The organism is Pseudomonas sp. NY15181, assembly GCF_048068055.1.
Taxonomy (GTDB): domain Bacteria; phylum Pseudomonadota; class Gammaproteobacteria; order Pseudomonadales; family Pseudomonadaceae; genus Pseudomonas.
The window spans coordinates 251,189-275,795 of sequence record NZ_JBLUPT010000003.1 but is presented as its reverse complement, the minus strand read 5'-3'; the positions used below and the strand labels follow the sequence as shown (position 1 = coordinate 275,795).

The 24,607-nt window shown below is 66.6% G+C and carries 24 protein-coding genes and 1 riboswitch; of the genes, 11 read left to right on the top strand and 13 right to left on the bottom strand.

What is annotated here, in order from left to right; genetic code table 11:
* Nucleotides 1-8 precede the first annotated feature (8 nt).
* The 11 genes from ACNFBT_RS09870 to btuB all read right to left on the bottom strand — a co-directional run bounded on the left by ACNFBT_RS09870 (nucleotide 9) and on the right by btuB (nucleotide 11,154).
* Nucleotides 9-818 (bottom strand): adenosylcobinamide-GDP ribazoletransferase, encoded by an 810-nt coding sequence (locus tag ACNFBT_RS09870; protein ID WP_416748807.1) that lies wholly within the window; start codon nucleotides 816-818, stop codon nucleotides 9-11.
* Nucleotides 815-1,405, bottom strand: a complete 591-nt coding sequence (cobC, locus tag ACNFBT_RS09865) for an alpha-ribazole phosphatase family protein (RefSeq protein ID WP_416748805.1) — start codon at nucleotides 1,403-1,405, stop codon at nucleotides 815-817. Before cobC ends, ACNFBT_RS09870 begins: the two co-directional genes overlap by 4 nt.
* A complete protein-coding gene (gene cobT, locus ACNFBT_RS09860) occupies nucleotides 1,402-2,457 on the bottom strand; it encodes a nicotinate-nucleotide--dimethylbenzimidazole phosphoribosyltransferase (RefSeq protein ID WP_416748804.1) in 1,056 nt (351 codons plus the stop codon). Before cobT ends, cobC begins: the two co-directional genes overlap by 4 nt.
* Entirely contained in the window at nucleotides 2,454-2,975 is a 522-nt protein-coding gene (gene cobU, locus ACNFBT_RS09855) for a bifunctional adenosylcobinamide kinase/adenosylcobinamide-phosphate guanylyltransferase (RefSeq protein ID WP_416748802.1), read from the bottom strand. Before cobU ends, cobT begins: the two co-directional genes overlap by 4 nt.
* A 128-nt stretch (nucleotides 2,976-3,103) precedes the next feature.
* Nucleotides 3,104-4,564 carry a cobyric acid synthase gene (locus ACNFBT_RS09850; protein WP_416749447.1) on the bottom strand — a complete coding sequence of 487 codons (1,461 nt, stop codon included), beginning with the start codon at nucleotides 4,562-4,564 and terminating at the stop codon, nucleotides 3,104-3,106.
* 8 nt (nucleotides 4,565-4,572) lie between these two features.
* Nucleotides 4,573-5,574 (bottom strand): threonine-phosphate decarboxylase CobD, encoded by a 1,002-nt coding sequence (cobD, locus tag ACNFBT_RS09845; RefSeq protein ID WP_416748800.1) that lies wholly within the window; start codon nucleotides 5,572-5,574, stop codon nucleotides 4,573-4,575.
* Nucleotides 5,575-6,504, bottom strand: a complete 930-nt coding sequence (cbiB, locus tag ACNFBT_RS09840; RefSeq protein WP_416748797.1) for an adenosylcobinamide-phosphate synthase CbiB — start codon at nucleotides 6,502-6,504, stop codon at nucleotides 5,575-5,577. It lies immediately after the preceding gene.
* Nucleotides 6,501-7,151, bottom strand: coding sequence for a 5,6-dimethylbenzimidazole synthase (gene bluB, locus ACNFBT_RS09835; protein WP_416748795.1), 651 nt, complete (start codon nucleotides 7,149-7,151; stop codon nucleotides 6,501-6,503). The genes cbiB and bluB overlap by 4 nt, the downstream gene beginning before the upstream one ends.
* Nucleotides 7,152-7,164: 13 nt before the next feature.
* Nucleotides 7,165-8,457, bottom strand: a complete 1,293-nt coding sequence (locus ACNFBT_RS09830; RefSeq protein ID WP_416748793.1) for a cobyrinate a,c-diamide synthase — start codon at nucleotides 8,455-8,457, stop codon at nucleotides 7,165-7,167.
* A 226-nt stretch (nucleotides 8,458-8,683) separates the two neighbouring features.
* Nucleotides 8,684-9,295 carry a cob(I)yrinic acid a,c-diamide adenosyltransferase gene (gene cobO / locus ACNFBT_RS09825; RefSeq protein ID WP_416748791.1) on the bottom strand — a complete coding sequence of 204 codons (612 nt, stop codon included), beginning with the start codon at nucleotides 9,293-9,295 and terminating at the stop codon, nucleotides 8,684-8,686.
* 14 nt (nucleotides 9,296-9,309) lie between these two features.
* Nucleotides 9,310-11,154 carry a TonB-dependent vitamin B12 receptor gene (gene btuB, locus ACNFBT_RS09820; protein ID WP_416748790.1) on the bottom strand — a complete coding sequence of 615 codons (1,845 nt, stop codon included), beginning with the start codon at nucleotides 11,152-11,154 and terminating at the stop codon, nucleotides 9,310-9,312.
* A 107-nt stretch (nucleotides 11,155-11,261) separates the two neighbouring features.
* Nucleotides 11,262-11,488, bottom strand: a riboswitch (cobalamin riboswitch).
* A 130-nt stretch (nucleotides 11,489-11,618) separates the two neighbouring features.
* Between btuB and ACNFBT_RS09815 the strand changes: the two genes are divergently transcribed.
* The 11 genes from ACNFBT_RS09815 (at nucleotide 11,619) to ACNFBT_RS09765 (ending at nucleotide 23,817) form a co-directional block, all read left to right on the top strand.
* The gene (locus ACNFBT_RS09815) at nucleotides 11,619-12,764 is read left to right on the top strand and encodes an ABC transporter permease (protein WP_416748788.1); all 1,146 of its coding nucleotides are present in this window, start codon (nucleotides 11,619-11,621) and stop codon (nucleotides 12,762-12,764) included.
* A complete protein-coding gene (locus ACNFBT_RS09810; RefSeq protein WP_416748786.1) occupies nucleotides 12,761-13,546 on the top strand; it encodes an ABC transporter ATP-binding protein in 786 nt (261 codons plus the stop codon). The genes ACNFBT_RS09815 and ACNFBT_RS09810 overlap by 4 nt, the downstream gene beginning before the upstream one ends.
* On the top strand, nucleotides 13,547-14,485 hold the full coding sequence (locus tag ACNFBT_RS09805; protein ID WP_416748784.1) for an MlaD family protein: 939 nt from the start codon (nucleotides 13,547-13,549) through the stop codon (nucleotides 14,483-14,485).
* A complete protein-coding gene (locus tag ACNFBT_RS09800; protein WP_416748782.1) occupies nucleotides 14,482-15,105 on the top strand; it encodes an ABC-type transport auxiliary lipoprotein family protein in 624 nt (207 codons plus the stop codon). The genes ACNFBT_RS09805 and ACNFBT_RS09800 overlap by 4 nt, the downstream gene beginning before the upstream one ends.
* Nucleotides 15,106-15,290: 185 nt before the next feature.
* The gene (locus tag ACNFBT_RS09795; protein WP_416748780.1) at nucleotides 15,291-18,002 is read left to right on the top strand and encodes a type VI secretion system Vgr family protein; all 2,712 of its coding nucleotides are present in this window, start codon (nucleotides 15,291-15,293) and stop codon (nucleotides 18,000-18,002) included.
* Nucleotides 18,002-19,924, top strand: coding sequence for a phospholipase (locus ACNFBT_RS09790; RefSeq protein ID WP_416748778.1), 1,923 nt, complete (start codon nucleotides 18,002-18,004; stop codon nucleotides 19,922-19,924). The genes ACNFBT_RS09795 and ACNFBT_RS09790 overlap by 1 nt, the downstream gene beginning before the upstream one ends.
* Nucleotides 19,925-19,998: 74 nt before the next feature.
* Complete coding sequence (locus tag ACNFBT_RS09785; protein WP_416748776.1) at nucleotides 19,999-21,180, top strand: DUF6396 domain-containing protein; 1,182 nt, start codon at nucleotides 19,999-20,001, stop codon at nucleotides 21,178-21,180.
* 7 nt (nucleotides 21,181-21,187) lie between these two features.
* Entirely contained in the window at nucleotides 21,188-22,450 is a 1,263-nt protein-coding gene (locus ACNFBT_RS09780; protein WP_416748774.1) for a sel1 repeat family protein, read from the top strand.
* Complete coding sequence (locus tag ACNFBT_RS09775) at nucleotides 22,434-22,628, top strand: hypothetical protein (protein WP_416748772.1); 195 nt, start codon at nucleotides 22,434-22,436, stop codon at nucleotides 22,626-22,628. The genes ACNFBT_RS09780 and ACNFBT_RS09775 overlap by 17 nt, the downstream gene beginning before the upstream one ends.
* 2 nt (nucleotides 22,629-22,630) lie before the next feature.
* Nucleotides 22,631-22,975 carry an ABC-type transport auxiliary lipoprotein family protein gene (locus ACNFBT_RS09770; protein ID WP_416748770.1) on the top strand — a complete coding sequence of 115 codons (345 nt, stop codon included), beginning with the start codon at nucleotides 22,631-22,633 and terminating at the stop codon, nucleotides 22,973-22,975.
* 539 nt (nucleotides 22,976-23,514) lie between these two features.
* A complete protein-coding gene (locus ACNFBT_RS09765; RefSeq protein ID WP_416748768.1) occupies nucleotides 23,515-23,817 on the top strand; it encodes a LasR-specific antiactivator QslA in 303 nt (100 codons plus the stop codon).
* 130 nt (nucleotides 23,818-23,947) lie between these two features.
* Here the strand turns inward: ACNFBT_RS09765 and ACNFBT_RS09760 are convergent, their stop codons facing one another.
* Both ACNFBT_RS09760 and ACNFBT_RS09755 read right to left on the bottom strand, forming a co-directional pair.
* On the bottom strand, nucleotides 23,948-24,202 hold the full coding sequence (locus ACNFBT_RS09760) for a hypothetical protein (RefSeq protein ID WP_416748766.1): 255 nt from the start codon (nucleotides 24,200-24,202) through the stop codon (nucleotides 23,948-23,950).
* 189 nt (nucleotides 24,203-24,391) lie between these two features.
* Nucleotides 24,392-24,598 (bottom strand): hypothetical protein, encoded by a 207-nt coding sequence (locus ACNFBT_RS09755; RefSeq protein WP_416748764.1) that lies wholly within the window; start codon nucleotides 24,596-24,598, stop codon nucleotides 24,392-24,394.
* Between the last annotated feature and the right edge of the window lie 9 nt (nucleotides 24,599-24,607).

The following is a 24,607-nucleotide window of genomic DNA, read 5'->3' as shown; positions in this document are numbered from 1 at the left end:
AGATCCGATCAGACTGCCAGCGCCACCAGCACCGCGCACTCGATCAGCTCCACCATCGCCCCGGCGGTGTCCCCGGTGGTGCCGCCCAGGCGGGCGATGAAGCGGCTGCGCAACCAGACGAAGACCACCAGCGTAACCGCCACCGCGAGCATTCCGGGCAGCCCCACCAACACCATCAGCGCGGCATTACCCACCAGCATCCAGGGCATCGCCCGGCGCGGCAGGTGGTCGGCCAGCGCCTGCCCCAGACCGCCACGGCGGGCGTACCCGGTGGTGAAGAACAGCAGGGGCAAGACGCAGCGCCCCAGCCACGGCGCCAGCAGCAACGCCCAGTACTGGTGATTGCCGAGCACCGCGGTGAGCGCGGCGAACTTCAGCAACAGCACCACGACCAGGGTCACCACCGCCACGGGGCCGCAGCGCGGGTCCTTCATGATCGCCAGGGTGCGTTCGCGATCACCCAGGCCGCCAACCCAGGCATCCGCGGTATCGGCCAGCCCATCCAGATGCAAGGCGCCACTGATCGCCACCCACAGCGCCAGCAACAACGCGGCCTGAAGCAGCAGGTGCACGTTGACCAGCAGCTCGCCCACGCCCATCAACACCCCACCGACCAGCAAACCCACCAGCGGATAGAACAATGTTGCCCGGCCGAACTGCTCCGGGGTCGGCATGTACTTGAAGTGCACCGGCAGACGGGTGAGGAACTGCAGCGCCACCAGCGGCAAGCACCAGTCGCTGAGCCGACCGGCGGGTAAGGAGGTGGGTGCGTCACCCGCAGGCGGCACGGGCTCCTCTCGTTCGGGTTGTTCGCTCATCGCGGTTCCGCCTGCTGGATTCGCCAGCTATCGCCTTCACGCGCCACCGCCAGCGACAGGCACTGGCCATGTTCGACCACCACCTCCAGCAAGCGCCGGGCCGGCAAGCCACCGCCCAATGCCCCCAGCAGGCGCATCACGCCGCCGTGGGTCACCACCAGTACAGCGGTGCCTGCGTGGTCGCAGTACAACCGCTCCAGCGCGCGGAATACGCGGGACTCGAATTCGCCCAGCGGCTCGCCACCCGGCGGCGGGAAGGCGTAGGGATCGGACCAGAAACGTCCCAGCGCCTGGGCATCGCTTTCCATCAGCTTAGCTGGCGAAAGGCCTTCCCATTGTCCGAAATCCAGCTCGCGCAGGTCGGAGTCGAGGCTCAGCGGCAGCCCGTGGCGGCCCGCCAGCTCCTCGGCGAAGGCCGCGCAGCGGCGCAGCGGAGAACTGACCACCGCCGACCAGCGGCACGCGTCGCCGACCGTCGCCCGCATCTGTGCCCAACCAGTCTCGATCAGCGCATCGTCCAGGCGCCCGCGAAAGCCGCCGCCCTGCTCCGTCTCACCGTGGCGCAACAGGTCCAGGCGCAGCGTCATGCCGGGCGGTCCGACACCGCCGCCTCGGCGAAGGTGGCCATGCCGTCATGCAGCCGGCACGCCTGGCGCAGCAGCGGCACCGCCAGCGCCGCGCCACTGCCCTCGCCCAGGCGCAGGCCGAGGTCCAGCAGCGGCTGCGCGTCGAGCGCGGCAAGCACACGCTGGTGCCCCGGCTCTGCGCCGGCATGGGCGAACAGCAGCCAGTCGCGGCAACCGGGATTCAGGTGCATGGCGCAGAGCGCGGCAGCGCTGCAGATGAAGCCGTCCACCAGCGCCGGAATGCCCTTCTGCGCGCAGGCCAGGTAAGCGCCGACCAGTGCGGCGATCTCGAAACCGCCCAGGCGGCACAGCGCCTCGAAGGGCTCGTCGCAATGGGGGCGATGCAGCGCCAGCGCGCGCTCGATCACCTCGACCTTGCGCGCCACGCCCGGCGCATCCAGCCCGGTGCCGGGGCCGACCAGCGCCTGCGCCGGCTCGTCCAGCAGCGCACAGGCCAGCGCCGCGGCGGCGCTGGTGTTGCCGATGCCCATCTCGCCACCGATGAACAGCTCCGTGCCGGCCTGCTGCGCGCGGCGCACCGCCTCGCGCCCGGTTTCCAGGGCGATCAGGCACTGCGCGGCGGTCATCGCCGGCTCCTTGGTGAAGTTCGCGGTGCCGGCGCCAACCATCACGTGCAGTACACCCGGCAAGGGCTCCAGCGGTGTCGCCGTGCCCAGGTCGATGACCTCCAGGCGTGCATCGAGATCGCGGGCCAGCACGCTGATCGCCGCGCCGCCACGCACGAAGTTGCGCAGCATCTCCACGGTCACCGCCTGCGGATAGGCCGACACGCCCTCGGCCACCACCCCGTGATCGCCCGCGAACAGGGCAATCCAGATGTGTTCCAGCGTCGGCCGCTCGCGGCCCTGCAGGCCGGCCAGGCGGATGGTTTCCTCTTCCAGCCGGCCCAGCGCGCCTCGCGGCTTGGTCAACTGCTCCTGGCGCGCGGCGGCCTTGTCCTGCGCCACGCGGTCGATTGGCTGGGTACCCTGCAACCACCATTGCAAACTCATAACGCATCCCCCTTCAGCACCATGGGCAGGCCGGCGACGGTGAACACCACGCGCTCGCTGACCTCGGCCAGCGACTGGTGCAGCCAGCCGGCCTCATCGACATAACGGCGGCTGAGCTCGCCCAGCGGCACCACCCCAAGACCGGTTTCGTTGCTCACCAGGATGATCCGCCCCGGCAGGCGCGGCAGCACCTCCAGCAGCGCATCGATCTCGCCACGCAGGCGCCAGCCGTCCTCAAAGATCAGCAGATTGGTGACCCACAGGGTCAGGCAATCCACCAGCACGCAGCGCTGCGGCGCCGCCAGGCGCTCCAGTGCGTCGGCCAGCGCCAGCGGTTCTTCCACCAGCCCCCAGTGCGCGGGACGGCGCTCGCGGTGCTGGAGGATGCGCGCCGACATCTCGCCATCGCCGGCCTGGGCCGTGGCGACGTAGGTGACCGGCAGACCGCTTTGCAGCGCCAGGCGCTCGGCCAGGCGGCTCTTGCCCGAACGGGCGCCGCCGAGGATCAGTTCAAGCATATTGCCTCCGGGCAAACCATGACCTGTAGGAACGAGGGGGACGCCCAGTTCTTGCTCGCGAACCGCATAACTCCGATGCATCCGGGCAGGCCTGTTCGCGAGCAAGCTCGCTCCTACGAAAAGCAGATTCATAGCCCGCATAGGGACCTCAACCGTGCGGTATCCAGATGCGCCTCGACGTGATCGGCCAGGCGCTCGATGTCGCGTTCGCGCAGCGCGTAGTAGTCGATGCTCCGTACCTCGCGCAGCCCTGCCCAGCGCAGCAGCGCCGAGCAAGCGGCCGGCGACTCGAACAGGCCGTGCAGGTAGGTCCCCATCACCTGGCCATCCGCACTCATGGCGCCATCGACACGGCCATCGTTCAGGCGTACCGCCGGACTCGCCAGCGCCGCCCCCTGGGTAACGCCGGCATGGATCTCGTACCCGGCGACCTTCGCTTCTTCCAGTGCCAACCGGCCGCTGACGTTACGCAGTTGCTTCTCCGGCTCCAGCACGGTGCAAAAGTCCAGCAGACCAAGGCCGTCGCTCTCCCCCGCCGTGCCTTCCAGCCCATGCGGGTCCGCCAGGGTGCGACCGAGCATCTGCAGGCCGCCGCAAATCCCCAGCAGCTTGCCGCCATAGCGCAGGTGGCGCTGGATCGCCGACTCCCAGCCCTGCTCACGGAGGAACGCGAGATCGGCGCGCACGCTCTTGGAGCCGGGCAGGATGATCAGGTCGGTCGGCGGCAGCGGCTGCCCCGGCCCGACGAAGGTCAGCTCCACCTGCGGGTGCAGGCGCAGCGGATCGAAATCGGTGTGGTTGCTGATGCGCGGCAGCACCGGCACCGCCACCCGCAGGCGCTCACCGGACTTGGCCGACTGGCGGACGTCGATGGCGTCCTCGGCTTCCAGGTGGAAGTCCGTCAAGTACGGCAGCACCCCGAGTACCGGCACGCCGGTGCGCTCTTCCAGCCAGTCGAGGCCGCCCTGAAGCAGAGCGATGTCGCCCCGGAAGCGGTTGATCACGAAACCCTTCACCCGCGCCCGCTCCGATTCGGAGAGCAGTTCCAGGGTGCCGACCAGATGGGCGAAGACGCCGCCACGGTCGATGTCGGCGATCAGGATCACCGGGCAGTCCACCGCCTCGGCGAAGCCCATGTTGGCGATGTCGTTGGCGCGCAGGTTGATCTCCGCCGGCGAGCCCGCGCCTTCCACCATCACCACCGGGTACTGGGTGCGCAGACGCTCGTGGGACTCCAGCACCGCTTGCATCGCCACCCGCTTGTAGTCGTGGTAGGCGGCGGCGTTCATGCTGGTCACCGCGCGACCGTGGATGATCACCTGGGCGCCGATGTCGCTGTTGGGCTTGAGCAGCACCGGGTTCATGTCGGTGTGCGGCGGTAACCCGCAGGCCTGGGCCTGGACCGCCTGGGCGCGGCCGATCTCGCCGCCGTCGGCGGTCACCGCGCTGTTGAGTGCCATGTTCTGCGGCTTGAACGGCGCCACCGCCACGCCCTGGCGGCGCAGCCAGCGGCACAGCGCGGTCACCAGGGTGCTCTTGCCGGCGTCGGAGGTGGTGCCCTGCACCATCAATGTTGCGCCCTGCGCCATGAGGGTGGTCATCGCAGGCTCTCCATCTGGTTGAAGGTATGCAGGCCGTGCTCCAGGCGCTGCCAGCCGTCCTCGTCCGGCGGCAGGCCGAAGCGCAGGCTGGCCGGCGTCTCGAACAGGCGCACCAGAATCCCCTGGCGAGCCAGGTGGTCACGCAGCGCGTGACTCTGCATCGACACCGTCCACTGGAACAGCGACGTGCCGCCCTGGGGCGCGAAGCCGTGCTCGCCCAGCAGCCCCGCCAGGCGCCGGCTGGCATCGGCCAGGTCGCGGCGACGCTGCACATGTTCGTGGAAGTCGCCCAGCACCGCCTGCGCAACCCAGCGCGTCGGGCCGTTCACCGCCCAGGGGCCGACCAATTGCGCAAGACTCGCCAGCAGGCGCGGCTCGGCGAAGGCGAACCCCAGGCGCGCGCCGGCCAGGCCGAAGAACTTGCCGAAGGACCGCAGCACGATCAGGCCGGGACGGCTGGCACAACTGGCGACCAGACTCTGCTCCGGGGTGCCGTCCATGAACGCCTCATCCACCACCAGCCAGCCGCCGCGCGCCTGCAACTGCGCGTGCCACTCCAGCAACACGCCGGGCTCGATGCGCCGGCCGGTGGGGTTGTTCGGGTTGACCACTACCAGCACGTCGAAGCGCTCCAGGTGATGGGCCACTTCCTGGTCGCTGACTTCCCGCAGGATATGCCCGGCGCTGCGCCAGGCTTCGGCGTGCTCGGCGTAACAGGGCGCGACCACGCCGACCTTGCCCGGCCGGCGTAGCTTCGGCAGCAACTGGATGGCCGCCTGGCTGCCGGGCAGCGGCAGCAGCGTCTCCGCGCCGTAGTAGCGGCACGCGGCCGCTTCCAGGCCGTCGCTGTCCTCGGGCAGGCGCATCCAGGCACTGGCCGGAATGTTCGGCAGAGTCCAGGGCCAGGGCGAGATGCCGGTGGAGAGGTCCAGCCAATCCGCCAGCGGGATACCGTAGTGCTGCGCCGCCCGGCGCAACCGGCCACCATGTTCGAGCATTCAGAGCACTCCCAGAATCAGGATGACCGCCAGCCACAGCAGCACGCCCTGGCGCACCAGCGCCAGCGCCCGCCAGATGTCCGCCGCGATCGGCGCGGGGCCTGCGCCCAGCTGCGGGCGCTCATGCAGCTCGCCGTGGTAGCGGGCGGCGCCGCCCAGCGAGACGCCCAGCGCACCGGCGCCTGCGGCCATCACCGGGCCGGCGTTGGGGCTGTCCCACTGCGGCGCCTGCGTGCGCCAGCAGCGCAGGGCCAGGCGGCCCTGACCGAGCAACGCATAGGTCAGCGCGACCAGCCGCGCGGGGATGTAGTTGAGCGCATCGTCGATCTTCGCCGCCGCCCAGCCGAAGCGCTCGAAGCGCGCGTTGCGATAGCCCCACATCGCATCGAGGGTATTGCTCAGGCGATACAGCACCACACCGGGCGCACCGGCCACGGCGAACCAGAACAGCGCGGCGAACACCGCATCGCTGCCGTTTTCCAGCACCGACTCGGTGGCGGCGCGGGCCACGGCAGTCTCGTCCAGCTCAGCGGTCTCGCGGCTGACCACGTAGCCCACGCGCAGACGCGCCTCGTTCAGGTCGCCGGCGCGCAAGGCCAGCGCCACCGGCTCGGCGTGTTCGCCCAGGCTGCGCAGGCCGAGCGCGGCATACAGGGCGAGTGCCTGCACCAGCCAGCCGACGTAGGGCAGCAGGCTGAGCAGCAGCGCGATCAGCGTCAGCGGGATCACCGCGATGATCCAGGCGGTAACACCGTGGCTGCGCCAGCCGAGACCGGGAGTATCTTTTCCGGCATCGGCGCGCGCGCGATTGAAGCGGCGCTCCAGGCGGTCCGCGAGGCGCCCGAAGGCCACCAGCGGATGCCAGCGTTTCGGCTCGCCGAGCAGCGCGTCCAGCGCCACCCCGAGCACAGTCAGCAACGCCAGGCTCATGGCTGCTCTCCCCAGTGATTCTCGAATACCAGTTCGGTCAGCGGGCGCGGCTCGCGCCAACCCTCCAGAGCCAGCATGGGCGCTGGGTAGAACTGTTCCACCGGGCCGAGGCAGATCACCGCCACCGCCTCGGCACCGGCGGGCAGGCCGAGCAGTGCGCCCAGCGCGGCCGGGTCGAACAGCGACACCCAGCCCATGCCCAGGCCTTCGGCGCGGGATGCCAGCCAGAGGTTCTGAATGGCGCAGGACAGCGACGCCAGGTCCATCTGCGGCAGGGTGCGGCGGCCGAAGACATGGGCCTCGCGGCCCTCCATCAGCGCGCCCACCAGCAGCTCGGCGCAATCGAGCACGCCCTCCACTTTCAGCCGCATGAATTCGTTGGAGCGCTCGCCCAGTGCCTCGGCGGTGCGCACGCGCTCCTCGTCCACCAGACGGTGGATCGCCTGGCGCAGTTCCGGACGGGTGACGCGGATGAAGCGCCAGGGCTGCATCAGGCCGACGCTGGGCGCCTGGTGTGCAGCCTCCAGCAGGCGGGCGAGCAGTTCGGGCGCCACCTCGCCGCCACTGAAGTGGCGCATGTCGCGGCGCTCGGCAATGGCGCGGTAGAGCGCGGCGCGCTCTTCAGGGCTGTAGGCGTGGTCGGTCATGGTCTGCAGTTCTTCATGGTCTGAGCAACGCCGCTGCGGCGTCCGGGTCGGACGGCAGGTAGAAGTGGATGTAGGACGCGGTGAGGCGACCACGGCGGAACACCGCCTCGGCCACCGGCTTGTCGTTCGGACAGACGCCCCGGGCCAGCGGTGGTTCCGCGCTGTCCAGCAGCGAATGATGGAAGGTGTGGCCGCGCAGGGTGCCTTCCGGCAACGTCACCGCCTGCAGCGCCAATGCCGCCAGGCGCTTCTGCATGCGCGCCTCGCCGGGCAGCAGGCCGAGCAGTTCGGCGCGCTCACACGCCACATCGGTGAGCGCATCGAGCAGGTAGAGCATGCCGCCGCATTCGGCCAGGATCGGCTTGCCGGCAGCGTGGTGCGCACGGATGGCCTGGGCCATGGCCTGGTTTTCCGCCAGCGCCCGCAGGTGCAGCTCCGGGTAGCCGCCGGGCAGGTAGAGGCTGTCCACCTCGGGCAGGGCTTCATCGCGCAGTGGCGAGAAGAACACCAGTTCGGCGCCCAGTTCACGCAGCAGGTCGAGATTGGCCTGGTAGAGGAAGGCGAAGGCGTTGTCCCGCGCCACGCCGACGCGCACGCCGTCGAGGCGGCCCTGCGCAGTGCGCGGCTCGGGTGCGGCGAAGCTCACCGGCGCCGGCAGCTCGGTACTGGCGCTGGCGGCCAGGACATCGGCGGCGGCATCCAGGCGCGCGTCGAGGTCGGCCAGTTCATCGGCCTGCACCAGGCCCAGGTGGCGGCTGGGCAGTTCCACCTCGGCGTCGCGCGGCAACGCGCCATACCAGCGAATCCACTCCGGCAGGCTGTCGCGCACCAGGTCGCGGTGACGCTGGCTGCCGATGCGGTTGGCGAGCACGCCGGAGAACGGCAGGTCCGGCTGGTAGGTGGCCATGCCGACCGCCAGGGCGCCGAAGGTCTGCGCCATGGACTGGCCGTTGATCACCGCCATCACCGGCACGCCGAAGCAACGGGCGAGATCGGCGGCCGAGGGCGAGCCGTCGAACAGCCCCATCACACCTTCGATCAGGATCAGTTCGGCCTCCTCGGCGGCCTCCCAGAGCAGCCGGCGGCTCTCGGCCTCGCCAACCATCCACAGGTCCAGCTGGTAGACCGGCGCGCCGCTGGCGCGGGCGAGGATCATCGGGTCGAGGAAGTCCGGGCCGCACTTGAACACCCGCACCTTGCGTCCGAGGCGCGTGTGCAGGCGCGCCAGGGCGGCGGTGACGGTGGTCTTGCCCTGGCCGGAGGCGGGCGCGGCGATCAGGAGTGCGGGGCAATGACGACTTTGCATCAATGGGACTCCATCATCGAGGCAAAGAGCGCCCTCACCCCAGCCCTCTCCCGGAGGGAGAGGGCGCCGTTCGGCGTGTCATCAAAGTACGGCGCTCGCCGGCCAGCACTTTGGACGGACGACACGGCAGCACAGTGGTTGATCAACTCAAACCATTGATGCATGAAGCACCCAACTGCCCCCTCTCCCCTTGGGAGAGGGTTGGGGTGAGGGCCAGCCACGAACATCAGAACTCCACCCCTTTCTGCGCCTTGATCCCGGCCTTGAAGGCATGCTTCACCAGGCCCATCTCGGTCACGGTGTCGGCCGCCTCGACCATCGCCGGCAGCACGCCGCGCCCAGTGGCGACCACATGCTGCATCGGCGGGCGGGCGGCGATATCGGCGAGCACGGTATCCAGCTCCAGGTAGCCATGCTTGAGCGCGATGTTCACCTCGTCCAGCACCACCAGGCCGACCTGCGGATCGCTCAGCAACCGGCGGGCGACCTCCCAGGCTTCATGGGCCTTGGCGATGTCGCGCTGGCGGTCCTGGGTTTCCCAGGTGAAGCCCTCGCCCATCACGTGGTAGCTGACCTCCTCGGGGAAGCGCCGGAAGAAGGCCTCCTCGCCGGTAGTGACGGCGCCCTTGATGAACTGCACCACGCCCACCTTCATGCCGTGGCCCAACGCGCGGGCGACCATGCCGAAGGCCGAACTGCTCTTGCCCTTGCCGTTGCCGCTGTGGACCAGGAACACGCCGCGCTCGCCCTGGGCCTGGGCGATCTTCTCGTCGACCACGGTTTTCTTGCGCTGCATGCGCGAACGGTGGCGCTCGTCCTTTTCCGGGGATTCGCTCATCGGTGTCTCTCCTCTCAAAGGGCCTGGTAGCGCACGCCGAAGAGTACGGCGCGGCCGGGCTGCTCATAGCCCAGGGTGGTCTGGTAGTCGGCGTCGAACAGATTGCTCAGGCGCGCCTGCAGGCGCCACTCCGGGCTCAACGCATATTCGCCGCGCAGGTCCAGGGTGGCGAAGCCGCCCAGGCGATTGCGGTTGGCCAGGTCGTCGTAGCGGCGACCCTCGGCATGCAGGCTGGCGCCCAGGCTCAGCGCGTCGAAGCGCCGGTCGAGGTCCAGGTTGAACAGTTGCCGGGCACGGCGCGGCAGGTCATTGCCGCGGCTGCCACTGGCGCGGCTTTCCGGGTCGAGCAGGCTGGCGTTGGCGTTCCACACCCAGTCGCGCCACTGGCTGCCCAGTTGCAGTTCGATGCCACGGATGCGCGCCTGGTCAATGTTGTCCGGCGCCCGCAGTGCCGAATCGTAGGCGATCAGGTCGTCGACCACCGTGCGGTACAGATTCGCCGCCCAGTGCCCCCAGTCGTGGCGCCCGTCCACGCCAAGCTCCACGCTGCGCGAGGTTTCCGCGTCCAGGTCGGGATTGCCGTAGCCGGGGTAATAGAGTTCGTTGAAGGTCGGCGCCTTGAAGGCCGTGCCGTAGCTGGCGAAGGCCCGTACGGCCTCGGTCAGCGCATAGCCCCAGGCGAGGTTGCCGGTGTTGCGGCTGCCGAACTGCGGGTTGTCGTCGTGGCGCAGGCTCAGTTGCCAGTCATGGCGCCCCGCGCTGCCCAGGTACTGGGCGAAGGTGCCGCGGTTGTCGCGGGAGGTCACCGCGTAGTCGGCGGAGCTGCTCAGCTCGTCCCGCTGCCAGTCGTAGCCCAGGGTCAGGGTCTGGCCGGGCGCGAGGTCCAGGTCGTTCTGCCAGGACGCGGTGTCGCGGCGGCTGTCGAAGCGCGAGTAGAAGGCACCGTCCTGGTAGGCGTCGGACTTGTCCTCGCTGCGCCCGGCGGACAGGCTCACGTGCCAGGGCTCCAGCGGGGCGAACCGCGCGCGGCCGCCGATCACCCGCTGTACGCCGTCGTTGTAGGCGTCGAAACCCTGGGTGCGGCGGCTGTTCACCGTGTCGAAGTCGTTGTGCGAGTCGCTCTGCAACAGGCTGCCATCCAGCTCCAGACCGCTGTCGAAGCGGTAGCCCGCGCGCAGCGAACCTGAGAGGTTGCGGTAGCCGTCGCTGTCCGGCTCGTGGCCGCTGGCGCCGTTGGCCTTGGCGTCGATGCCGGCGGTATCCAGGCTGGACACGCCCAGGGCGAACCAGCCGCGCCCGTTGCCGGCCGAGGCCCCGGCGCTGCCTTCATAGGTGCTCTGGCTGCCCGCCCCTGCGTAGGCCCAGGGCTTGAAGCCCTGCTCCACGGCTTGGCGGGTGAAAATCTGGATCACCCCGCCGATGGCTTCGGAGCCATACAGGCTGGAGCGCGGCCCGCGCACCACTTCGATGCGTTCGATCAGCGCCACCGGGAGGTCCTGCAACGACGCGCCGCCGGAGGACACCGAGCCGGCCTTGACGCCATCGATCAGCACCAGCACATGGTCGGATTCGCTGCCGCGCAGATACAGGTTGGTGGCCTTGCCGGGCCCGCCGTTGCTGCTCAGTGAAATGCCCGGCAAGCGCCGCAGCAGGTCGGGCACCGACTGCGCCTGGGCGCGTTCGATGTCCGCGCGGTCCAGCACGCTGACTGAGGCGAGGCTCTGTCCGGTGCGTTGCTCGGTGCGCGTGGCGGTCACCAGTTGATCGTCGAGCGCCAGCGGCGTTTCGTCGGCCGCAAGGCCGATACAGGAAAAGCCGCCCAGCGCCAGCGCTGTCGGCCAAGAGAATAAATGCTTCACGTTAACTTACTCCGCCGCTCTCACCCGCGCGGCTCTGACCCGAAAAGGCAGGCGGAGGACGGTAACGCGCCGGCAGCTGGCCGGAGCGATCGACAGCGCCTCCCGCGATGCCATGGCTTGCAACAGGCCGGTCTCCGGGCTTGCGAGTGGGGCCGTGAGAGGCTCCTGAAACCGCGCCTTCCCATGCCGAGGGCACAGTGGCGAAATGCGGCTCGATGCTCGCTTACCGTTGCGGGGGCAGCGCCGGACTGGTCGGACCGCATGGCCCGAATTCACCGGCTTCCCTGTTTCACCCCCGACTCACGCCGGGGGCACCTGAAGCAGGCGCGCAGCTTAGAGGCTCGCGGCCTGGGGCGTCAATTGAACAGGCTGTCGCGCCCTCCGACGAGGCCCGTGCCAGAGCGTCCAAGGGAGGAAACATAAGTCAACTGGTTGCACCGCAGAACTTCGCTAGAATGCGATTCATGACGACAACCGCCCAGCCCGGCCAACTCCAGCTCGATAGCCGTTCCAGCCCTCCCCTGATGCACGTCAGCGGCGACTGGACGCTGGCGCATTTCAGCACCCTGGAGTCCCAGGTCGCCGGCGTGCGTCACGGTGACCAACCCGCCGCGCTGGACTTCAGTGGCCTCGGCGCCCTCGACACCGCTGGTGCGGCGCTGCTCGCCGAAGTCATCGGCGGCGCGCGCATGGACCAGCTCGACCAGATCACCCGCAACTTGCCCGCCGAGCGCCTGGCCCTGCTGCGCACCGTGGGCAGCGCCATCACCCAGTGCCGTCTGGACGAACGCAAGCCGCCCCCGGGCAACGCCATCGTCGATGTCCTCGAACGCATCGGCATCGCTACCCTAGCCTTCCGTGGCCATGTGATCGGCGGGTTGGGCTTCATCGGCCTGACCCTGCAGACCCTGGCGCGCACCTTGTTGCGCCCGCGTCGCTGGCGCTTCACTTCGCTGGCCGCACACATGGAGCAGACCGGGCTGGACGCCGTGCCCATCGTCGCCCTGCTCACCTTCATGGTCGGCGCAGTGGTGGCCTTCCTCGGCGCCACGGTGTTGAAGAAGTTCGGCGCGGCGATCTACACCGTCGACCTGGTCGGCTTCGCCTTCCTCCGCGAATTCGGCGTGCTGCTCACCGCCATCCTCCTGGCCGGCCGCACCGCCAGCGCCTTCACCGCGCAGATCGGCTCGATGAAAGCCAACCAGGAGATAGACGCCATCCAGGCCCTGGGCATGGACCCGGTGGAACTGCTGGTGCTGCCACGGGTGCTCGCCCTGCTGCTGACGCTGCCGATGCTGACCTTCCTGGCGATGATCTCCGGCATCTTCGGCGGCGGCGTGGTCTGCGCCCTGGCACTGGATATCTCGCCGCGAATGTTCCTCTACATGCTGCAGAACGACATCGCCGTGCAGCACTTCCTGGTGGGCATCGTCAAAGCCCCGGTGTTCGCCTTCATCATCGCCGTGATCGGCTGCCTGGAAGGCTTCCGCGTCAGCGGCAGCGCGCAGTCGGTGGGCGAGCACACCACCTCCAGCGTGGTCCAGTCGATCTTCGTGGTGATCCTGCTGGACGCGGTGTTCGCCCTGTTCTTCATGGAGATGGGCTGGTGAGCGAGCCAATCATTGTCGTCCGCGACCTGGCCAACCGCTTCGACAGCCACGCCGTGCACGAGCACCTCGACCTCGACGTAATGAAGGGCGAGATCCTCGGCGTGGTCGGCGGCTCGGGCACCGGCAAGTCCGTGCTGCTGCGCAGCATCATCGGCCTGCGCCAGCCCAGCGAAGGCAGCGTCCACGTGTTTGGCCAGAACCTGCCAGCGCTATCCCCGCTTCAGCGTTCGAAGGTGGAACGGCGCTTCGGCGTGCTGTTCCAGAACGGCGCGCTGTTCTCCTCGCTGACCGTCAGCGAGAACATCTGCCTGCCGCTGATCGAGCACGCCGGGCTGTCCCGAGCCGATGCCGAGTTCATGGCCAAGGTGAAGATTTCCCTCGCCGGCCTGCCACCGGATGCCGGCGCCAAGTACCCTGCCGAGCTCTCCGGCGGCATGGTCAAGCGTGCCGCCCTGGCCCGCGCCCTGGCGCTGGACCCGGACATCCTGTTCCTCGACGAGCCCACCGCCGGCCTCGACCCCATCGGCGCGGCGGCCTTCGACCAACTCATCCTGACCCTGCGCGACGCCTTCGGCCTCACCGTGTTCCTGGTCACCCACGACCTGGACACCCTCTACACCATCTGCGACCGCGTCGCCGTGCTCTCGCAGAAACGCGTACTGGTGGTCGGACCGCTGGAACAGGTCGCCGGCACCGACGACGCCTGGGTGCAGGACTACTTCCACGGCCCGCGGGGCCGTGCCGCGCTGCAGGCCACAGAGCACCTGCGGGAGGAAAACTGAATGGAAACCCGTGCCCATCACGTGCTGATCGGCCTGTTCACCCTGATCGTCTCGATCGGCGCACTGCTTTTCGCGCTATGGCTGTCACAGTCGGCCAACGACCAGAAGTTCAAGTTCTACGACGTGATCTTCAACGAGGCGGTGAGCGGCCTCTCCGAAGGCGGCTCCGTGCAGTACAGCGGCATCCGTGTGGGCGACGTGGTGTCCCTGCGCCTGGACCCGAACGACCCGAGCAAGGTCAGTGCGCGCATCCGCGTCTACGAAAGCACGCCGATCCGCGAAGACACCCGCGCCAAGCTGGCACTGACCGGCGTCACCGGCCAGTCCATCATCCAGCTCTCCAGCACCGCCCAGAACAGCCCGCCGCTGGTCAGCAAGGACGGCAGCATCCCGGTGATCAAGACCATTCCGTCGCCACTGGCCAAATTCCTCGCCAACGGGGGAGACATCGCCGAAAACATCAACAACCTGCTCACCAACACAAGCCGCCTGTTCTCCCAGGAAAACGTCGACCACATCAGCCGCACCCTCGACCATATCGATCAGGCCACCAGCGTGCTTGCCGAGCAGCGCGCCGACATCCGCCAGACCATCAAGGAAATGGCCGCTGCCAGCGAGCAGGCGCGCATTACCCTGGCCAACGCCAGCGCATTGCTCGAACGCGCCAACCAGACCCTCGGCAGCCGCGGCCCGGCCATCCTCGACGACACCCAGAAGACCCTGGCCGCCCTGCGCGCCAGCAGCGAGCGAGTCGAGCAACTGCTCAACAACAACTACGACGCGGTGAACGGCGGCTTGGGCGGACTGGGCGAAATTGGTCCGGCGGTGCGAGAGCTGCGCGCCACCCTGGAGGACTTGCGCGGCGTCACTCGCCGACTGCAGGAAAACCCCACCGGCTACCTGCTCGGCCGCGAACGCAACAAGGAGTTCCAGCCATGACCGCCCTCCCCCGCCTGCTGGGCGTCGCCGCCCTGCTCGGATTGCTCAGCGCCTGCTCGATTCTCCCGGAAGCGGAAACCCCGGACTTCTACCTGCTGCCGGCGACCCAGCAACCGACGCGCAGCAACGCGGCGGTGGACTGGTCGCTGCGGGTCAGCGCCCCCAGCGCGAGCCTCGCACTGGACAGCAACCGCATTGCCGTGATTCCGCAGGGCAACCAGATCAGCAGCTACCAGGGCGCGCGCTGGAGCAACCGCGCCCCGGGCCTGCTGCGCGACCGCCTGCTCGACGCCTTCACCGCCAACGGCAGCATCCGTGCTCTGAGCAGCGACGAAGCCAGCCTGCAGGCCGACCTCGACCTCACCGGCGAGCTGCGTGCCTTCCAGAGCGAGTACCAGGGCGACAAGCCGGTCGTGCACATCCGCTACGAAGCGCGCCTGGTGCGCACCCTTGGCCATCGCATCGTAGCCTCGCGCAGCTTCGAGGTCCGCCAGGCGGTGGATGGCAAGCAGGTCGCGCAAGTGGTCACCGCCTTCGGCAAGGCCAGCGACCAGCTCGCCGCGCAGGTGGTGGAGTGGACATTGCAGCAGGGGCAGGCGCAGAGGATCGGGCAGCCCTGAGAAAGCTCCTGCTGCAGGTTACAAACGCGGAACTCATGCACAAGCAAAGCCTGCACAATGCAGGCCGTATGAATTTGGCGGAAAGTACTGACGCCATTTCAGGACGCCCCTAAGACCCATCCGATAGTCAAGACTTCGCTCCAACTGATCCCATGCGGGTTTCCTCCGGAAAAGGAAGCCCGCCCATGCTCGCCACACGCCCGCTCCTCTTCGATCATCGCCGGCACAAGCTCTTCATCCGTGACCTCGCCGCGCCCGTCGATACGCTCAGCTTCGAGGGCGAGGAAACGCTCTCCGAACCCTTCACCTATCGCATCACCTTCACCAGCACCGACCGTGACATCCCACCCGCGCAGGTCCTGCTGAAAGCCGCCCACTTCAGCCTCCATCCAGCGCCCACCTCGTTGCCCTTCGCCGGCCAGGGCGCCGTGCCGGCAGCGCCCCTGCGCACCCTGCACGGCGTCATTACGCAGTTCCGCCGCCTGCCCGTCGACTCCCGCGACGAAGCCCACTACGAGGTCACCCTCCAGCCACGCCTGGCGCTGCTCGGGCTGGGTCGGCAGCACCGCATCTTCCAGCATCAGACCGTCCCGGAAATCGTCGAGAGCATCCTGCGCGAGCATGGACTGGCGGGACAGGACTTCAACTTCCAGACACTCAAGCGCGAGTACCCCAAGCGCGAACAGGTGATGCAGTTCGGCGAATCGGACCTCGCCTTCATCGCCCGCCTGCTGGCCGACGTCGGCATCTGGTTCACCTTCGGTAGCGACCAGAGGCTGAAAATCGAAGTCATTGAGTTCCACGACGACCAACGTGGCTACCGCTTCGATGTCGAACTGCCCTGCCGCCCGCTCTCGGGCACCAGCAGCAGCGGCCAGGACAGCGCCTGGAACCTGCGCAGCCAGCATCGGGTGGTGGAGCAGCACATCAACATCCGCGCCTACCACCACGCCGACGCGACCGCCTTCCTCGACGGCGACGTCGACCACAGCCGTGGCGCCAAAGGCTTGTACGGCGAGGCCTATCACTACGCCGAACCCTACCGGGTCCTAGGCGATCCGCTGGGTCTGGACGAGCAGGACCTGCAAAGCGAATCCGGCTACTTCTACGCACGGCTGCGCCATGAACGCTACCTCAATGGCCGCACCCGGCTCAGCGGAGTCACCAGCAGCGCCACCCTGCAACCCGCCGACGTACTGACGCTCAGCGGCGGTGCGCCGCAGGCCTTCACCCCGCGCATCGTGATCACCCGCCTCATCACCCACGCCGCCCGCGACCGCAGCTTCGAAGCGCAGTTCGAGGCCATTCCCTATTCCGAGAGCGTCTGTTTCCGCCCACCGCTGCGCCACAAACCGCGTATCGCCGGCACCGTTCCGGCGCGCATCGTCAGCCCCGAGGAACACCCCACCTACGCCGAAATCGACATCAACGGCAAATACCGGGTTGAGTTTCTCTTTGACCGCAGCCCGTGGAAGCGCGGCCACAGCAGCGCCTGGCTACGACTGGCCCGCCCCTATGCCGGCGACACCTATGGCCTGCACCTGCCACTGCTGGCGGGTACCGAAGTCGCAGTGGCCTTCGAGCGCGGGGACCTTGATTTCCCGTACATCGCCCATTGTTTCCACGACAGCCTCCACCCCGACCCCGTCACCCTGAAGAACTACCAGCGCAACGTCCTGCGCACGCCCAGCAACAACAAACTGCGCCTGGAAGACCGACGCGGCGAGGAGCACATCAAGCTCAGCACCGAGCACAGCGGCAAGAGCCAGCTCAATCTTGGGCATCTGGTGGATGCGCAGCGACAGAAGCGCGGCGAAGGCTTCGAACTGCGCACCGACGGCCACGGCGCCGTGCGCGCGGGCAAGGGCCTGTTCATCAGCGCCGACGAACAACCGCGCGCCCAGGGCGACACCCTCAGCATGGACGCCGCCGTGCGTGAACTACAGAAAGCATTGGAGCTGGTGCGCAGCATGGCCCGCGATGCCGCCCTTGCCGTCGCTCACGAGCCGGACCAATACGCCCCGGAACAACTCAAGGCCGCCCTGGAACTGCTGAAGCAGCCCGGCATCCTCGCCTCTGCGCCCGCCGGTATCGCTCTCACCAGCGGTAACCACCTGCAACTGGCCGCCGGGCAGAACCTGATCGCCACTGCCCGCGCCAACATGGACGTCAGCGTGGCCAAGCGCTTCACCGCCGCCGTGGGGCAAAGCATCGGCCTGTTCGTGCGCAAGCTGGGCATGAAGCTCTACGCCAACCAGGGCCCGGTGACGATCCAGGCGCAGAACGACGGCCTGCAACTGCTCGCCCGCCACGGCCTGGACATCGTCAGCACCGAGGACGAAATCCATATCACCGCCCGGAAGAAAATCACCCTCAACGCCGGTGGCACCTACATCACCCTCGACCCGTACCGTATCGAGCTAGGAACCAAGGGCGACTTCACCATCAAGGCGGCGCATTTCGATATGCGCGGGCCGGCCAGCATGCCGGCCACCCATCCGGAGTATCCGAAGCTCCAGTCCGTGGAGCGGCTGCGCATCAGTATTCCCCAGGCACCCAACGCTCCCCGGACGTTCTGGGCCGGCATGCCCTACACCCTCTATGCCGATGGCAGCATCCTGCAAAAAGGCGTTCTGGACGACACCGGCTACCTCGCCTTCGACCATCAGGTCGTCACCCGCCAGTACCGGCTGGAAATGGCCAACGGGGTTCAGTACCAGCTCCCTATCCCCACCGACTACCGCAACCCCGAGCAAGGGCACCTGGCCAACCGTGGCTTGAACCACCACAGCTTCCAAGCCGGTCCAGGGGCCCCGCCGGGGGCTGCGCATACCGACCACCGCTTGCTGTACGCCTACCTGCTCGACGGCCCCGATGCGCTGAAAGGAGACAGCTGATGTTCACCTGCAAAATCACCGTGCCCATGGCGTTGCAACATACCCGGACGGCCACCGCCACCTCGCCCTGGTTCGTCCAGGACACCGAATACCCGCCGATGGCCACCCGCTACCGCTACCTCATCAATGGCGAAACCGCCTTCAGGGCCGTACACGAGGCCATCGCCGCCGCCGAGAAGTCCATCGATATCATCTGCTGGGGCTTCCAGCCGTCCATGTACTTCATCCGTGATGGCGCTCAGCCCGCCATTGGGGAACTACTCCGGCGCAAGGCCAGCCAGGGCGTCCATGTGCGCGTGCTGGGTTGGGAAATGCCCTTGAACGCCGCCGGCGCCGCCGGAGAGGCCAACCTGCCGGGCAAGGGAGGACCCAAGGACCGGGCAGGACAGACCGCAACGGACGAGCAGCACGCCGAGGATCAGAAATGGTTCAAGGCCTACTCGGTATCCGATGGCAAGGCCGCCGAGCGTGTGCAGACCAATACTCCTGTCTTCGTCAGCCGTGGCTTCAGCCTGAGCGAGCGCAAGCGCATCTACGACGACGTCAATCGGAACGCCCTGGACCGGGAACTGAGCAGGGGCACCGACCTGGCGCTGGCCGGAGCGGTGACGCACCACCAGAAAAGTGTGCTGGTGGATTACGAACTGCCCGAGAAAGCCGTCGGCTTCGTCATGGGCCACAACATGCTCGACGAATACTGGGATACCGACGGCCACAGCGCACGGATGCGCCCCGACCCGCTCCAGCCCAAGGCGCCGCAATATGCCCCCAACCGTGGCCCGCGCGGCTTCACGCCCCGGCAGGACATTTCCTGTCGTGTCAGCGGGCCGATACTGGCAAGCCTGCACCGCAACTTCGCCGAGGCCTGGGAGAAGGAAACCGGCGAAGACCTCATCGCAGCCCGTCAGGCATTCACCCAGGGCATGCCGGTGTCCGTCGGCAACGTCACCCTGCGGGTGCCCTATCCGCCGTCACCGACCGCCGGGCCGGGCGCCGAGCAGAAGGACACGCAGCTGCTCGCCCAACTGCTGCGCACCCAGGCGCAGAGCGGTCATCACGATATCCAAACGCTCTACCTGCAAGCGGTGAACAACGCCACCCAGTTCATCTACATCGAAAACCAGTACTTCCGCTGGCCGGCCCTGGCCGACGCGATCAAGAACACCATCACCTGCCAGACCGCAGAAGGGCGCAAGTCCGAAGAGCATGGAGCCCTGCATCTGTTCGTGGTCACCAACGTCACCGATGAAGGCATCGGCAAGGGCACCGTGAATACCCAGCGCATGCTGGAAAGCCTGGGCCGCGCCGACACCATTCCCGAAGTCACCAAGCTGCGCCGCATCGAAAAGATGAAACAGGACATGCCGCCCCGGCCCCGGCCCGATGGCCCCAACGACAGGAAAGGCCAGCGTGAGCTGGAGGCGTGGCGGCAGGAGGTTGAACGCAAGATCAAAGACATCAAAGGAAAGCCCGTAGTGCCCGAGGAAATTGACGGCCTGAAAACCCATATCTGCTCCCTGGTGGCCCCCGACTCCCCGCCGGGCAAGCCGTGGATGCCGGTGTACATCCACTCCAAGCTGATGATCGTCAACGACGTCTTCACCACCCACGGCTCGGCCAACATCAATACCCGCAGCATGATGGTGGACAGCGAATTGAATATCGCCCACGAGTGGCATGACGTGACGAAAGCCATGCGGCGGGAGCTGTGGGAGCTGCATACCCGTTGCAAGGTGGAGCCAGGGGATACGGAGTCTGCGCTGAATGGAGCTGCGGATGATCCGGAGGAAGCCTTTGACGCTTGGAAAGAGATTATTGACGAGAACAAAAAACGCCAAGGTGACAAGAGCGGCACGCTAGGGCCCTACGCCTCGCTCGTGGGTTTCTATTACGACAAAGCCACCTTGAGCAACCTCGACTGATGCGCCCTCCACTTTTACTGACCTGCCTGCTGTTGGCTGCCTGTAGCGGCCCGCACGCGAACAAGGATGCTCCCATGGACCGACTTGCTCAGATCCGTGCCGACCTGGCCTTCACCTGCCGCCATGAACGCTACCCCGAGCCCACGGCGGACGCCGACACTTTGTTTCACTACGCCCGCTGGCTGGAAAAGAACAACCAGCTCAAGCGGGACCCAACGGTATATGCCGAGATCGAGCGGTTGTACCGCGTCGCCGCCGAAAACGGCCATGCTAAGGCCAATATCAACCTGCAGAACGGCAGCATGCGCGGAGACCACTACCACCTCACGGGCGAGGAGCATCTGCGATTCAGTCAGCAATTGATAAAAGCCGGTGTAGCCACTGGTTATTACTTCGTGGCCATTTTCCTGAATCAAGGCGCCGCTGGTTTGCGAGAAGATCAGGAAATGGCCCTGCGCTACTACCGCAAGGCGGCTGATGAAGGTAGCGCCAACGCCCAGGCATATGTGGCCGACAAGTTGATACCAAGCGACAGGGCACCTGAAGTCGCTAAGCAACTATATCGTTGTGCGGCCGAGCAAGGTCAAGGCGAAGCGGCTGTCACGCTCTCGCTCTACCTGCGCGACAGTAAGAACTACAACGAGGCTGTGGACATATTGCAAAAAGGGGTGGCTGCAGGGAGTGAATCTGCGGCGGGTCGTATGTCAAAGGCGTTTCTCGGAGTGACACCTACTGACGAGGCCCATTACCTCGGACAACAAAAAGACCTCGAACGCGCCGACCGATATAAAACAATTTGGCGAATTCTTGCCAGATCATCCTACGCCTCCCCAAAAGTCCCCGAGATCAACGATATCCTCCCGCTGCCGCCAGCCAAGCTGCCCCCGTGGGACGGCAAGCTGCAATGGGTGGAGGAACGCAAGGCCAATGTCCCACCGACCAAACCCAGCGAAGCGCTGATCGAACAACTGGCCAAGGCCAAGCAACTCAATCCCGCCACCGGGCGCCCCCTGCCCGAGTCGCCTAACTTCGTGCGCCAGGCCTCCAACCTCATCTGCGAAAGCGACCAGGCCTGTCCGCTGGCGGGCTACTGGGTGGCGCAGAGTTACTGGAGCCAGGAAGTCCGCTACTTCAAACAGGGCGATATCCTGCCCCGCTGCTGGGGCAAGGACTTCGTACCGCGCATCTGGCCACTGCCCGACAAGATGGTGGACCGGGAATGGATCATCAGATGGGGCTATATCGGTGAGGCATAGGCCCTCGATGTTCACGTGGCTGACCGTGGCTCTGCTGGGGTTGTTACTGCTGGGGTGCAGCAACAGCCCCCAGCGCGCCGCACCTCTGCCTTTGGACCGACTTGCCCAGATCCGCGCCGACCTGGCCTTCACCTGCCGCCATGAACGCTACCCCAAGCCCACGGCGGATAGCGACACCCTGTTCCACTACGGCGGCTGGCTGGAAAAGAACAACCTGCTCAAACAGGACCCAGCCGTGTATGCCGAGATCGAACGGCTGTACCGTATTGCCGCCGAAAACGGCCATGCCAAGGCCACGATCAATTTGCAGAACGGCGGGCTGTATGGCGATTACCACCTTGTCGGCGAGGAGCGGCTGCGCTTCAGCCAGCAGTTGATAAAAGCTGGCGTTGCCAGCGGTTACTACTATGTCGCCATCTTTCTAAGCAAGGGCGCTGCGGGCCTGAAGGAAGATCAGGAAATGGCCCTGCGTTACTACCGCAAGGCGGCCGATGAGGGGAGCGCCAACGCCCAGGCCTATGTGGCCGAGAAATTGATACCGAGCGATAGTGCGCCTGAAGTCGCTAAGCAGATGTATCGTTGTGCGGCCGAGCAAGGTCAAGGCAAAGCGGCTGTCACACTCTCGCTGTACCTGCGTGACAGTAAAAACTACAACGAGGCTGTGGATATATTGCAAAAGGGGGTGGCAGCAGGGAATGAGTCTGCCGCTGGGCGTCTGTCAAAAGCCTTTCTCGGAGTGACACCTGCTAGCGAAATCTATTACCTAGCTCAACCAAAGGACCTCGAACGCGCCGACCGGTACGAAAAAATCTGGAGCCTCCTGGCCGACTACTCCTACGCCTCGCCCAAAGTCCCCGAAATCAACGACATCGTGCCACTGCCGCCAGCCAAATTGCCCCCGTGGGACGGCAAGTTGCAATGGGTGGAGGAACGCAAGGCCAATGTCCCACCGCCCAAGCCCAGCGAAGCGCTGATCGAACAACTGGCCAAGGCCAAGCAACTCAATCCCGCCACCGGGCGCCCCCTGCCCGAGTCGCCTAACTTCGTGCGCCAGGCCTCCAACCTCATCTGCGAAAGCGACCAGGCCTGTCCGCTGGCGGGCTACTGGGTGGCGCAGAGTTACTGGAGCCAGGAAGTCCGCTACTTCAAACAGGGCGATATCCTGCCCCGCTGCTGGGGCAAGGACTTCGTACCGCGCATCTGGCCACTGCCCGACAAGATGGTGGACCGGGAATGGATCATCAAATGGGGCTATGTCGGTGAGGCCTAGGTCCTGTCTGTTCACGTGGCTGACCGCGGTTCTGCTGGGGTTGTTACTGCTGGGGTGCAGCAACAGCCCGCAGCCGGGCCTGGTCCTGCTGCCAGTGAATGTGGGGGAACGCCTGCGCCCCGACGGCCCCACTACGCGCCTGGTGGACCTGGAGCGCGCACAGGGGCTGGACGTCTGAGCATGTCCTCGCCCCACCGCATCAACACCTACGTCAACTGGCAACACCACAAACCGCTCTACCGCCGCGTCTACCACAAGGAAGGGGACCGAACCCTGGCGACGCTGAACGGCGTGCTGCACGCCTTCCAGAGCGAATACCAGGGGGACAAACCAGTCGTACACATCCGCTACGAAGCGCGCCTGGTGCTCCCCCTCGGCCAGCGCATCGTCGCCTCGCGCAGCTTCGAGGTCCGCCAGGCGGTGGATGGCAAACAGGTCGCGCAAGTGGTCACCGCCTTCGGCAAGGCCAGCGACCAGTTCGCCGCGCAGGTGGTGGAGTGGACGTTGCAGCAGGGGCAGGTGTAGAGGATCGGGCAGCCAACCCAGGCCGGCAACTGATCCGGGGCCCGAGCTATCGGGCCTCCTTTTCCGCCAGCAGGCGCCGCGCGGACGGTTCAATTTCAGCAGCTACTTAGTCACTTACTGGGTCACTCAGGGACGCGCTACCCTGCCAGCACGTGCTCCGTTATGCCATTCGGCAGACACCGTCCTTCATTTTTGTCAGACGCCGCCGATATCTCTCCCGCGCGAGCACCTGTCCTTGCCGGTCCGGGGCGCAGCCCCTATGCTGCGCCCGTCACGGCTATATCCGTGATCGGGTTTGACAGCCCGACGAAACGGCGCGATTGCGCCAGCAGGTGCATGCGAAAAGCGGCGAACGCTTTTCGTAGGCCTTGTCACGACTGCGATTTCTGATCGCAGGGGTTTATGGCAGATCGCGCGGGGAGACCTCCCCGTGAGGTCTGCCGGTTCCGTTTCCCGGTCTGTCAACCCCGCGTGGTCTGCCTCCATTGTTTGACAGCGATGGCGGCAGCTCCTGACCTCAACGAAACGGAGCTTCAAGCATGACTTCAGACAGCACCACCCTCGACCCCGAATCAACTCTCTCAACCAATATTGTCAGCGACGACCTTCCGCCATTCGATGACCAGCTCGGCCTGCCGCTCGTATGGCCCAAGAACGCCCAACCCGCGCTGGACTGTGGCATCCGACGTGCGGAGGAATGGTTGAACGGCCAGGGGCACACCTATCTCTGGACCAGCTACGTACGCGGCCGGCTCGTCCACTCTACGGCAGTGGACAAAACAGCTTACGAAGTAGGCTTCCTCAGCCACCTGCAGCAATACCTGCAACGCGTCCCGCAGTAATGCGCCAGACGGCTCGTGGCACGCCACGAGCCGTCCCTATTGCGGATGCGAGGATTCTCTGTAGGAGCGAGCTTGCTCGCGAACGACCGCTTCAGAGGAGCTGCCGAAGCGCCCCTCGGCCAGCCGCCCGTTACTTGTGGCAGTGGTACGGGCTCTCGCCCTCCAGCTCCTGGTCGCTATCCACATCGCGGATGGTCACGATGGCCTTGGGGTACACCGAGCAGAGGGAATTGCGCACGGTGTAGATGCCGCTGCCGTGGGCGAGGAATTTACCCTTGCCCAGGGCGTTGCCCGCTTCGTCGTGGGCGCTGACTTCGTAGTTGCCGGTCATGGTGATGCAGCCACCCAGGGCCAGCAGGGACAGTACGGGGAGCAGATATTTCATGGCTTCTCCTTGCTACGCGATGCGCCTGCGGGTGGCGCGCCCGTCGTTCCCTGACGGTTTCGCGAAAGCGGGCGGGTGATTCGAACGACCGCCTGTGACTGGCGGTGGGAGTTCGACCTGAACTCAGCGACGCAGTTCAGCCCACGACCCTCCCAGGGTGACCGGAGGGCCTTAAAACGGAACGCCGTCTCAGCGTTTGCCCATCGAGCGACGGGAGCCACGCGGATGCGGTGGGCGGAATTCCGCCTTGTCGTGCGGCTTGCGGTGCTGATAGGCCGAATTCGCCTGCTTCTGCGCCGCCAGGGCGGCCTTGGCAAGTTCGGTCAGGGACAGGGTGGTGGATTCTTGAGCGTTTTCCGCGCTGTCGTCGCGGGGCGGCTGCTGAGAGGAAGTCATGGGTCGAGG